Origin of the sequence: Agrobacterium sp. NPDC090273 (assembly GCF_044772305.1) — a bacterium.
GTDB lineage: Bacteria > Pseudomonadota > Alphaproteobacteria > Rhizobiales > Rhizobiaceae > Agrobacterium.
Genome location: NZ_JBIVYN010000011.1, coordinates 164,070 through 175,091, shown reverse-complemented (window position 1 = coordinate 175,091; position 11,022 = coordinate 164,070). Strand labels below are relative to the sequence as shown.

The 11,022-nt window shown below is 58.2% G+C and carries 10 protein-coding genes and 1 pseudogene; 8 read left to right on the top strand and 3 right to left on the bottom strand.

What is annotated here, in order from left to right:
• The 8 genes and pseudogenes from ACIQT8_RS23550 to ACIQT8_RS23515 all read left to right on the top strand — a co-directional run.
• Positions 1–333 (top strand): annotated as a pseudogene (locus ACIQT8_RS23550) (hydrolase); the annotation flags it as partial.
• 72 nt (positions 334–405) lie between these two features.
• Positions 406–693 carry a XapX domain-containing protein gene (locus tag ACIQT8_RS23545; protein ID WP_400970451.1) on the top strand — a complete coding sequence of 96 codons (288 nt, stop codon included), beginning with the start codon at positions 406–408 and terminating at the stop codon, positions 691–693.
• Between the two features lie 97 nt (positions 694–790).
• Positions 791–2,668 carry an amidohydrolase gene (locus ACIQT8_RS23540; protein WP_400970449.1) on the top strand — a complete coding sequence of 626 codons (1,878 nt, stop codon included), beginning with the start codon at positions 791–793 and terminating at the stop codon, positions 2,666–2,668.
• A 220-nt stretch (positions 2,669–2,888) separates the two neighbouring features.
• Positions 2,889–3,329 (top strand): DoxX family protein, encoded by a 441-nt coding sequence (locus ACIQT8_RS23535; RefSeq protein WP_138793546.1) that lies wholly within the window; start codon positions 2,889–2,891, stop codon positions 3,327–3,329.
• Positions 3,326–4,924, top strand: a complete 1,599-nt coding sequence (locus tag ACIQT8_RS23530) for an MFS transporter (protein ID WP_400970447.1) — start codon at positions 3,326–3,328, stop codon at positions 4,922–4,924. Before ACIQT8_RS23535 ends, ACIQT8_RS23530 begins: the two co-directional genes overlap by 4 nt.
• Positions 4,925–5,109: 185 nt before the next feature.
• Entirely contained in the window at positions 5,110–5,790 is a 681-nt protein-coding gene (locus tag ACIQT8_RS23525; RefSeq protein ID WP_400970444.1) for a YoaK family protein, read from the top strand.
• Between the two features lie 61 nt (positions 5,791–5,851).
• Complete coding sequence (locus ACIQT8_RS23520; protein ID WP_400970440.1) at positions 5,852–6,247, top strand: DUF1622 domain-containing protein; 396 nt, start codon at positions 5,852–5,854, stop codon at positions 6,245–6,247.
• Between the two features lie 52 nt (positions 6,248–6,299).
• Positions 6,300–7,343 carry an LLM class flavin-dependent oxidoreductase gene (locus ACIQT8_RS23515; RefSeq protein WP_400970438.1) on the top strand — a complete coding sequence of 348 codons (1,044 nt, stop codon included), beginning with the start codon at positions 6,300–6,302 and terminating at the stop codon, positions 7,341–7,343.
• A 2-nt stretch (positions 7,344–7,345) separates the two neighbouring features.
• Here ACIQT8_RS23515 and ACIQT8_RS23510 read toward each other — a convergent pair whose 3' ends face one another.
• The 3 genes from ACIQT8_RS23510 to ACIQT8_RS23500 form a co-directional block, all read right to left on the bottom strand.
• Entirely contained in the window at positions 7,346–8,458 is a 1,113-nt protein-coding gene (locus ACIQT8_RS23510) for an FAD binding domain-containing protein (protein ID WP_400970435.1), read from the bottom strand.
• 9 nt (positions 8,459–8,467) lie between these two features.
• On the bottom strand, positions 8,468–9,679 hold the full coding sequence (locus ACIQT8_RS23505) for an MFS transporter (RefSeq protein ID WP_400970432.1): 1,212 nt from the start codon (positions 9,677–9,679) through the stop codon (positions 8,468–8,470).
• 94 nt (positions 9,680–9,773) lie between these two features.
• Positions 9,774–11,021: an oxalate decarboxylase family bicupin gene (locus tag ACIQT8_RS23500; RefSeq protein ID WP_400970429.1), complete on the bottom strand. Its 1,248-nt coding sequence runs from the start codon at positions 11,019–11,021 to the stop codon at positions 9,774–9,776.
• Between the last annotated feature and the right edge of the window lies 1 nt (position 11,022).

The window sequence follows — 11,022 nt, the reverse complement described above, 5'->3', positions numbered from 1 at the left end:
AACACGACCTTCGCGCTTTCGGCGCTGCATGATGTTGCCGATTACGAGATCTACATGGTGGCTGATGCCTCCGGCGGCACGTCGCTCGATGCGCATAAATACGCGATGGACCGCATGGTCCAGGCCGGTGTGATCCCGGTGACCTGGCAGCAGGTGCTTCTGGAATGGCAGCGCGACTGGGCCCGCAAGGAAACCTACGATGCGGTGACGTCGCTGGTGAAGGAACATTCCGGCGCTTACGGCATGGGCATCGATTATGCCGTCACCCACGTCCATGGCGGTGCAGAACGCGTCAAGCACGGCAAGCGCATCGGACCAAACCCTGCCAAGTAATCCATCAGCAACACTGCTCCGGTTGGCAATGAACTGCCGGAGCAGTCGCCTCACGTCTCAAGGATCGCTATCATGAAAATATACCTCATGTCTTTGGGTGCCGGCTTGCTGGTTGGCATCGTCTACAGTCTCCTCAACGTTCGCTCTCCCGCTCCACCGGTCATCGCTCTTGTCGGTCTACTGGGAATTCTCGTTGGCGAACAGATTGTTCCTTTTGCCAAGACGCTCTGGAGCAAGGAGCCAGCGGCGATTTCCTGGATCAACCAGATCAAGCCGCACATGTTCGGTCACATGCCAAAAGGCGAGACCGGCACAGACATTGCGACGGCTCGCCAGAACCAGACGAAATCTGATAGCTGAGTCTCCCGGGGGGAGATTCGTTTGCCAGCGCGCGGTGGCAGGCAATTGCCACCTCGCAACACTCATCCATCTTGAAACAGAACCCTGGAGCCGACCCATGTTCGCCGACCTCGTTCTCTACCATGGTCTCTTCACCACGCTCGATCGTGCCAATCCGACCGCAAGCGCCGTTGCCATCAAGGACGGAAAATTCCTGGCAGTCGGCAGCGACGAAGACGTCATGTCGCACGCTGGACCAGACACCAAGATCGTCGATCTGAAAGGCAAGCGCGTTCTGCCCGGCCTGATCGACAACCACACGCACGTCGTTCGTGGCGGCTTGAACTTCAATATGGAATTGCGTTGGGACGGCGTGCGTTCGCTGGCCGACGCGATGGACATGCTGAAGCGGCAGGTGGCGATTACGCCCGCTCCCCAATGGGTCCGCGTTGTCGGCGGTTTCACCGAGCACCAGTTCGTCGAGAAGCGCTTGCCGACGATCGAGGAGATCAACGCGATTGCGCCTGATACACCCGTTTTCCTGCTGCATCTTTATGACCGCGCGCTGCTCAACGGTGCGGCTCTTCGCGCTGTCGGTTATACGCGGGACACACCAAACCCGCCGGGCGGCGAGATCACCCGAGATGCCAACGGTAACCCGACCGGCATGCTGCTTGCCAAGCCGAATGCGGGTATTCTCTATTCGACCTTGGCAAAGGGGCCAAAGCTGTCTTTCGAGTATCAGGTCAATTCGACACGCCATTTCATGCGTGAGTTGAACCGGCTCGGCGTAACCGGTGTGATCGACGCCGGCGGTGGCTTCCAGAATTATCCTGACGACTACGAAGTCATTCAGAAACTCTCTGATGAAAATCAGCTGACCGTTCGTCTCGCCTACAATCTCTTCACCCAGAAGCCGAAGCAGGAGAAAGAGGACTTTCTCAACTGGACTTCCTCCGTCAAATACAAGCAAGGCAACGACTACTTCCGTCACAACGGTGCTGGCGAGATGCTGGTCTTCTCCGCTGCTGACTTCGAGGATTTCCGCCAGCCACGCCCGGAGATGGGGCCGGAAATGGAAGGGGAGCTGGAAGAGGTTGTGCGCGTTCTCGCCGAAAATCGCTGGCCCTGGCGAATGCACGCTACCTATGACGAGACGATCTCGCGGTCGCTTGATGTCTTCGAGAAGGTCAACAGGGATATTCCGCTGGAAGGGCTCAACTGGTTCTTCGACCACGCGGAAACCATCTCCGAAAGATCGATTGACCGCATTGCCGCGCTTGGCGGCGGCATCGCCACCCAGCACCGCATGGCCTATCAGGGCGAATATTTCGTCGAGCGTTACGGTCATGGCGTAGCGGAAGCAACCCCGCCGATCCGCCGCATGCTGGACAAGGGCGTCAATGTCTCGGCCGGTACGGATGCAACGCGTGTTGCCTCCTACAATCCCTGGGTCTCGCTGTTCTGGATGGTAACCGGCAAGACGGTCGGCGGAATGCAGCTTTATCCGCGTGCCAATTGCCTTGATCGCGAAACGGCACTGCGCATGTGGACCGAAAAGGTCACCTGGTTCTCGAATGAGGAAGGGAAGAAAGGCCGCATTGAAAAGGGCCAGTTCGCCGATCTCATCGTTCCTGACAAGGACTATTTTGCCTGCGCCGAGGATGAAATCTCTTTCCTCACTTCGGACCTTACGATGGTTGGCGGCAAGATCGTTTATGGTGCCGGCGACTTCAAGGCACTCGATGAGAATGACGTTCCCCCGGCCATGCCTGATTGGTCGCCTGTCCGCAAGTTCGGCGGTTACGCGGCCTGGGGCGAACCTGACGGTGCAGGCGCTCGCTCGCTGCGTCGTACCGCGATCACATCGTGCGGCTGCGCCAGCGATTGCGGTGTTCATGGGCATGATCACGCCGGTGCATGGACCTCGAAACTGCCGATCGCCGATCTCAAGGGCTTCTTCGGCGCGCTTGGTTGCTCCTGCTGGGCGGTCTGAGCCCTGTAATGAATGGCTACGGTCTAACGGGCGCCGACGTTGTCGATGCCCGTTTACCGCCTTCAGCGTTGGGTTCGCCCAAAATATAATTATTGCATAAATCGCAATTAAATAGAAAATATTGATGCAATTGTAGTTCGCAATGCATCAAGCCAATATCGCTCCATCAGATGAACACGCAAGCCGCTCGCAACGAACGGCAAAGATGCAGGAGCAGACAATGATCGATCCAACTCGAACAATTCGCCGGGGCGGGCTTTTAGCCAACGTCGTTGCGGCGCCCGTCACACGAACCGTTGCACTTCTTGCGCTTTGCGCCGCCTATATTCAGGGCCCTCTCACCAAGATCGCTGACTTTCCAGGCGCTATTGCCGAGATGAACCATTTCGGACTTCATCCAGCTCCCGTGTTCGCCGTTCTGGTCATTGGATTTGAGCTTGCCGCATCCGCCATGGTGGTCTCCGGTTTTCTACGTTGGCTCGGCGCTCTCGCTTTATCCGGCTTTACGCTGCTTGCGACACTCATCGCGCTGCGCTTCTGGGAGCTGCCATCTGGCATGGATCGCATGATGGCAACGAACGCATTCTTTGAACACCTCGGACTGGCCGGTGCTTTCGTCATCGTCGCAGCAATCGATCTCACAAAAGGAGCAGGCAAATGAGTGCCAACAAATCTTCGATGAGCAGTTTTGCTCCGCTCGCTCAACCCGTGTTCGCAGTCCTCTGGGCTGCCACGGTTCTCGGCAACACCGGCAGCTTCATGCGTGATGTGGCGAGTTCCTGGCTGATGACGGATCTGTCCGCGTCGCCTGCGGCCGTCGCCATGGTTCAGGCTGCAGGGACGTTGCCAATCTTCCTGCTCGCCATTCCGGCGGGTGTCCTGACTGACATCCTCGACCGGCGCAAGTTTCTGATTGCCGTGCAGTTGCTGCTGGCTTCGGTCAGCGTCAGCCTCATGGTGCTGGCTCATTCCGGCATGCTCTCCGTCAGCGCCCTGATAGGCCTGACCTTCCTGGGCGGCATCGGTGCCGCCTTGATGGGGCCGACCTGGCAGGCGATTGTGCCTGAACTGGTCAAACGCGAAGACGTTAAAAGTGCGGTCGCGCTGAACTCACTGGGCATCAATATCGCCCGGTCGATCGGCCCTGCGGCTGGTGGTCTCCTACTTGCGGCCTTTGGTGCTGCCTTCACCTATGGTGCTGACGTTGCCAGCTATATCGTCGTCATCGCGGCGCTGGTCTGGTGGCCGAGGGCAAAGAACGCCAACGATGCGTTGCAGGAAAACTTCTTCGGTGCTTTCCGCGCCGGCCTTCGTTACACCCGCGCCAGCAAGCCTCTGCATGTCGTTCTGTTGCGTGCAGCCATCTTCTTCGCCTTCGCCAGTGCCGTCTGGGCTCTGTTGCCTCTCGTCGCCCGTCAATTGTTGGGCGGAGACGCCAGCTTCTACGGTCTTCTTTTGGGTGCTGTCGGCGCCGGTGCTATCGGTGGCGCGCTGATCATGCCCAAACTGCGTGAACATTTTGATGCTGATGGTTTGTTGCTGGGGGCGGCTGTCGTCACCGCTGTTGTCATGGGAACTTTGTCCATGGCACCGCCAAAATGGGTTGCCATCATCGTATTACTTCTGCTCGGCGCTGCCTGGATCACCGCATTGACCACCCTTAATGGAACGGCTCAGGCTGTCCTGCCAAACTGGGTCCGTGGCCGTGGTCTTGCCGTTTACCTGACTGTTTTCAACGGTGCGATGACGGCAGGCAGCCTTGGCTGGGGCGCGGTTGGTGAAGCGGTTGGGGTACCCGGTGCCCTTCTTATCGGCGCTGCAGGTTTGCTGGTTGCTGGTGTCATCATGCACCGCCTGAAACTGCCGGCTGGCGATGCGGATATGGTGCCGTCCAATCATTGGCCTGAACCTCTCGTTGCCGAACCGGTTGCTCACGATCGCGGCCCTGTCCTGATCCTGATCGAATACAACGTCGAAAAGCATCACCGTACAGCCTTCCTGCATGCACTTGACGTCCTGTCGCAGGAACGCCGCCGGGATGGAGCCTATGGCTGGGGCGTTACAGAGGACTCCGCTGATCCGCAGAAGATCGTGGAATGGTTCATGGTGGAATCCTGGGCTGAACATCTGAGACAACACAAGCGTGTCTCCAATGCCGACGCCGACCTGCAAGGCAAGGTTCTTGCCTATCACACAGGCCCGGACAAGCCCGTCGTCCGGCATTTTCTGACAATCAACCGGCCCGGCAAGGCCTGAGAAACGAAGGAGCGGCCAAAAGCCGCTCCTTCTTTTATTGTTTCATAAATCGCAATTCATTCAAAAATATTGTTGTAATTGTTGGAGCCTCGGTTTTTGGCCAATATCTCTCCATCGAACCGAACGAGCCGACGCTTAACGCGGCAGACGTTCTTTCATTAGAAACAGCGATCGAGATCAATGCCATGAAGTTTCCCTCTCTCCCTATGCTCCTGAGTTTCAACGGAGGTTACGTCGATACGCTTGGCTTCCTGGCGCTGTCGGGGCTTTTTACCGCCCATGTCACAGGGAATTTCGTCACCTTGGGTGCGACCGCAGCCCTTGGCCTCGGCGGAGCGTTGTCCAAGCTTCTGGCGCTTCCGATGTTCTGCATCGTGGTCTTCGCATCCCGTCTCGTTTGCCTGAAGCTTCAGAACGCGGGTCGCTCGCCTATCAGGCCGATGTTGCTGGTAAAATTGGCGCTGCTGGCCGCGGTGGCACTCTATGCTCTCTATCATGGACCGTTCAATGCAAGCGAAACCGTCGCAACTTTCGTCGTCGCGATGCTGCTGGTGTCTGCCATGGCTATTCAGAACGGGCTTCATCGGGCTCATCTTGCAAAAGCGCCGCCATCGACCTTGATGACCGGAACGACAACCCAGATCATGCTAGACCTCGCGGATCTTCTGGCTGATCCGAAAGCCGACGAAGTGGCCGCCGCCAAGGCGCGGATCAAGAAGATGAGTGTCGCAGTGTTTACCTTCGCGCTTGGTTGTGGCTTTGGCGCTGCCGGTTACATCTACGCCCCCGCAGCAGCCTTCAGCCTGCCTGCCATTCTCGCACTGGTGGCTCTGTTTGCCAGCACGGCTGGCGCCGACGCCAACTAAGCCGCTGCTTCTACGGCCATGAGGCCGAAATCGTTTCTCTTCAACTGGAAGGACTATCGCAATGGATATTGGGAGTGAAGCTGGCGGTTTGGCAAGCCTGATCGCACCGATCCTGAGGCCGCTCGCATCAGGCCTCGAATTCTTCGGCGTCGGCGTAATCCTCGCCGGTGTCGGTATCGCAACGATCGTTTATGTGCGGGACCTGCTATCCGCATCTGGACACGACGCTTACGACCGGTATCGCGCAAACCTCGGGCGCGGCATCCTGCTCGGACTGGAAATTCTGATTGGTGCCGACATCATTGCCACGATCATCTCGCCACTGACCTGGGAAAGCGTTGGCCTGCTGGGATTGATTGTCCTCATCAGGACATTTCTGAGTTTTTCCCTCGAAGCCGAGATCGAAGGCCAATGGCCGTGGTCGCGAAATACGCATCCGCGCTCTGAGAACCGATGAAAGCTGGTCCCACGCTCAGCTCCACATAGATAACGCATGAAGTGGAAATCCCATGACCCAATCACTTGAATTCGGCCTCGACACCTTTGGGGATGTCACGACCGCCGTAGACGGACAGCTTCTCGCCCAACCGCAGGTCATCCGCAATGTCGTCGAAGAGGCGGTTTTGGCCGATCGCAACGGCATCGACTTTTTCGGTATCGGCGAACACCATCGAGAGGACTTTGCTGTCTCAGCGCCAGAGGTGGTACTCGCCGCCATTGCCTCTCGTACCGAACGCATCCGATTGGGATCGGCCGTGACAGTGCTCAGTTCCGACGACCCCATCAGGGTGTTTCAGAGGTTTTCGACGCTTGATGCTCTCTCGAATGGCCGAGCAGAAGTTATTCTCGGTCGCGGCTCGTTCATCGAATCCTTTCCTCTCTTCGGTTATGACCTCTCACAATATGAGGCGCTTTTTGAAGAAAAGCTCGACCTCTTTTCCCAACTCGCGACCAACGATCTGATCAATTACCAGGGGGATTGGAGACCGCCCCTGGTCGATCAGCGCATCTATCCGCCCATGGCAGAGGGGCATCTGAAAACATGGATCGGTGTTGGCGGTAGCCCGGAATCCGTGTTGCGGGCCGTGCGGTACGATATGCGGCTCATGCTCGCCATCATCGGCGGTGATCCAGGCCGGTTCGCACCCTATGTGGAGCTATACCGCAAGGCGTCTGAACAAGCGGGTCGCCCGGTGGGTGAAATCGGCGTGCATTCGCCGGGCTATGTTGCCGAAAGCGATGAGCAGGCGCGCCGTGATCTCTTCCCGCATTTCAAGAAGATCCGCGACCGTCTCGGACGGGAGCGCGGCTGGCCTCCTGTTACAGAACGGGATTTTGAAAACGAGATCGAGCACGGGTCGCTTTACGCGGGCTCCCCCGAAACAGTCGCAAAGAAGATTGTAAAGCTTGTCCGCACGCTCGGTGTTTCGCGCTTCCAGATGAAATACTCGGCTGGTCCGATGGAGCACGAAAAGCTCATGAACAGCATTGAACTTTACGGCGCGAAGGTGATCCCGCTGGTGCGAAGATTGCTGGCTGAGCCCCAAACGTGAGTTCAGAAAGCTGTCTCGGCGAGACGTCGCCCATAGGAGGCGATGGCCCTGCCGACTGGCAGACGGATGCGCTGGTATTGTGAAAGAGCCTCAGGCAGATCATCCGACTGGCGCAGGGCCTCTTGCAGTGCCATCGCATCGCCGGCAGCTTTGGAAACACCCATTGCCGTGTGGGGGCGAACGACGAAACCGGCATCTCCTATCAACGCGATGCGGTGCGAGACAATATGTTCTGCCTCGTAGTCGAAAATGCCCTGGATTGAGGGGCTTTCCTCTGCCTGCACCGCGAGCGCCAGTTGTGGCGGTAACCGTGAGTAAGCGTCTTTGCGTAATTGCTCCCGGCGGATTTTTGACAGCTCGCCACGCGGCAGCGAAAATTCGAATTGCCGACCGTCCTGGCCCGTGAAGGTTCGGGCCAATTCTTCCGTCGATGTCGGGCGATACCAGACCCAGTTGTAACGTCGCTGGCCTTTGTCCGTTTCGCCCTGTGATCCCGGCACGAGGTAACCGAGAACGTGGATGCCAGGGGCGATGAAGAACGTGAAGCGATCCAGCAGCAAGGTCGCTTCATCTGGCAAATGTGTTTCGGGGATCAGTCCGCGCCACGCAACGTAACCGGCAAAGGAGTTTGTCGCATTGCGGTTAAGGGCTCGTCGAACTGTTGAACCAAGGCCGTCGGCCCCAATCAGCAGGTCGGCGCGCTCCTGCGTGCCGTCGGCAAAGGTAAGGGTAACACCGTCATCGTTTTCCTTAACACTATCGACATGGTGGCCAAGACGATACGTATTCGGGGCAAGGCGAGATGATACGCGTTCGAACAGGTAATCCCAGGAGATCTGCATCTGTGGCATGTCGAGCAGTTGCGCGACACGCCCTGTTGCGTCGAGATAGATTCTCTCTTTCGCGATCACGCCAACGTGGGCAATATCTTCGCAGCCAATCTGGCCGAGAATGTCGAACAGATCCTGCTGCGGGACCAGGCCCGCACCTCGGCCTCCAAGCCCGGACGACGAGCGCTCGTAAAGTTTGACGTCATGTCCATCCTGTTGCAGCAGGATCGCGGCGAAGAGACCTGCAAGTGAACCGCCTGCAATACGAATTATCAGAGGTTTCATGGCGCGCTCCTATTCCTTGACGATGGAACGGCGCGGGGCGCGGTGGTCAAGAAGCCGGATAGCCAGTGCAACGAGCGCGAGCAGGGCACCCAACACGCTGACACCACTCCAGCCCGCCTGTTCCCACGCGAAAGTGGCAAGTGCCGCGCCTGCTGCGCCACCAAGGAACATGGAGGTCATGAAGATCGTGTTCAACCGGCTACGGGCCTCAGGTTCCAGTGCATAAACGATGTGCTGGTTTGAAACGAGCGTGCTCTGCACACCGAAGTCGAGAACGATAACGCCGATTATCAGTGCGGCAAGGGAGCCCCAGAGACCGACGATGGCCCAGGACAGAAGGGTCAGCAGCACACCGATCCAGACCACGAAATGTGGACCGCGCCGGTCTGCGATGCGTCCTGCCAAGGGAGCAGCAAAAATACCGACAGCGCCGATGATGCCGAAAAGACCGGCGACATCTGCGCCCAGATTGAAGCGCGGCGTCTGGAGATAAAAGGCAAGGATCGTCCAGAAGGCCGTGAACGAGCCGAAAAGCGCTGCCTGCATCAGTGCGGCGGTGCGCAATTTCCTGTGCCTGCTCCACAGATGTGCCAGCGAAGCGATGGCGCGGTGGTAATGCATTCTGGAGGTCGGCCGATGATCGGGCAGGGTAAAGAACATCAGAACGGCAGCGGCCAGCGAAAGCGGGACGCTGATCCAGAACATTTCCCGCCATCCGGCATGCTGACCAACGAAACCGGAAAGAGTTCGGCTGAAAAGGATGCCGCTCAGCACACCGGCCATAACGGTGCCGATCGTCGAGCCGCGCTTTTCTGGCGTCGCCAGGCTCGCTGCAAAGGGTACGATCTGCTGAGCCACGGTTGCGCTTGCACCAACCAGCAGCGAAGCGCCGACGAGGAACCATGCCGAGGGCGCGATTGCTGCGACAGCAAGCGCGGCAGCCAGGACGATGAACTGACCAATGATGAGCTTTCGCCGGTGGACGATATCGCCGAACGGCAAAAGGAAAAACAGGCCGAGGGCGTAACCGAGCTGTGTCGCGGTCGGAACCAGCCCCGTCACGGAAGTTTGGCCGAGATCGGTCTCGATGATGCCAAGCATGGGTTGATTGTAGTAGATATTCGCAACGGCGACGCCGCTGGCGACCGCCATCGCGTAGAGGGCGCCACGACCGAGACCGGCAGCGACATGTTGGTGATGGGACGCGGTGCTTATGTCCATGGTGTCTTACCTTCGCTCAGTTGCAAGCGTGTCTCGAATGGGAAAACCGGCGGATCGGCCATGCCGAAACGCCGGTGGGAATAGCGGGGACCATTCAACCTGGCGTGATCGCAGGCTGGTTCGCCGGGAACTTCGCCAGATCGTCGAGGCTGATGTTCAGGTGCTGGGCTACCAGTGCCGGCGGGGTATGGGTCAACCATGAGGAGAGGCTGACCTCCTGATATTCAGCGGTCTTGAAGACCGCAACGAACTGGAGATCGGTCTTTCCGGTGTTTTCGATGATGTGGCCCTGGCTTCGCTTGACGTATCCAATGTCGCCGGCGCGAAAGTCGGCAGTCTGGCTGCGCGGACCTGCGTCGAATACCGTCATCCGTCCCTCACCCTTGATCCAGTATTGCCACTCATCCGCATTGGGATGCCAATGCATTTCCCTGACAGCGCCAGGTTTGATGGTCTCGATGGCAGCGGCAATCGTCTTGGAAACTGTGAAGACGCTGCTGTCGGCAAGTTGAATGACGCCGGCTGCATTTTCCTTGAGAGGTTTGGATGCCGCCAGCTTGTAGGTGAAAGGAAAAGGCGGCAGGCCGGCGCCGGCAACGGCTTCCTGATCTGCCGATAGAGGACCGGGCTCCTTGCCCTGAAAAATCCAGAGATCTTGAAGTGGAATATTGCGAAAGGTATCCTGCGGAACACCGAAATTCTTGGCCAGCAGGTCGGGAGCGGTATGGGCGAGCCAGTCGGTCAGCAGCAAAGTGCCATATTCGGATTGGTCGCCTTCATCGAAGACGATGACGAATTCGCACCCGTCGGGCCCGATCCCCTGCAGCGAATGCGGGAAGCCGGCCGGAAAATACCAAAGGTCACCGGCCTCCACATCCTGCACATAGGCACGACCCTGCGTATCGAGCACAGTGATGCGGCACTGCCCGTTGGTCATGATCGCCCATTCGGCGGCACGATGCCAATGCATCTCCCTGATCCCACCTGGTCCCAGACGCATGTTGACGCCGGAAACCGCGTCGGAAATCGCAAAATCCGATTTCGTCACCTGACGTGCCCAGCCGCCATTCTGAATGCGTTTTGCTGCGTTGTTGAATGATCCCCAGAAGAGCTGCATATCGCCGACATCGGTCGCGGGTGGATCCTGGAACGACGGAAATTCGCTGTTGATAGCAGGGTTCTTCGGTCCCGGATCGGTCAGGCTTGCGGCATTGGCGTTGATGGCACCTTCGGCCGGTTGGTCCGGATTGCCAAATGATGCTGCCTTCGCGGTGCTGGCGGCAAGCGCGGTGCTGCCGATGGCGCCGATGGCAAGAACTGCGCGTCTTGATAATGTTTCCATC

Bases quoted from the DNA above. Each gene is read 5' to 3' on its own strand.
- ACIQT8_RS23530 (WP_400970447.1), top strand. From the start codon at position 3,326: ATGAGTGCCAACAAATCTTCGATGAGCAGTTTTGCTCCGCTCGCTCAA.
- ACIQT8_RS23520 (WP_400970440.1), top strand. From the start codon at position 5,852: ATGGATATTGGGAGTGAAGCTGGCGGTTTGGCAAGCCTGATCGCACCG.
- ACIQT8_RS23515 (WP_400970438.1), top strand. From the start codon at position 6,300: ATGACCCAATCACTTGAATTCGGCCTCGACACCTTTGGGGATGTCACG.
- ACIQT8_RS23500 (WP_400970429.1), bottom strand. From the start codon at position 11,021: ATGGAAACATTATCAAGACGCGCAGTTCTTGCCATCGGCGCCATCGGC.
- ACIQT8_RS23545 (WP_400970451.1), top strand. From the start codon at position 406: ATGAAAATATACCTCATGTCTTTGGGTGCCGGCTTGCTGGTTGGCATC.
- ACIQT8_RS23540 (WP_400970449.1), top strand. From the start codon at position 791: ATGTTCGCCGACCTCGTTCTCTACCATGGTCTCTTCACCACGCTCGAT.
- ACIQT8_RS23525 (WP_400970444.1), top strand. From the start codon at position 5,110: ATGAAGTTTCCCTCTCTCCCTATGCTCCTGAGTTTCAACGGAGGTTAC.
- ACIQT8_RS23510 (WP_400970435.1), bottom strand. From the start codon at position 8,458: ATGAAACCTCTGATAATTCGTATTGCAGGCGGTTCACTTGCAGGTCTC.
- ACIQT8_RS23505 (WP_400970432.1), bottom strand. From the start codon at position 9,679: ATGGACATAAGCACCGCGTCCCATCACCAACATGTCGCTGCCGGTCTC.
- ACIQT8_RS23535 (WP_138793546.1), top strand. From the start codon at position 2,889: ATGATCGATCCAACTCGAACAATTCGCCGGGGCGGGCTTTTAGCCAAC.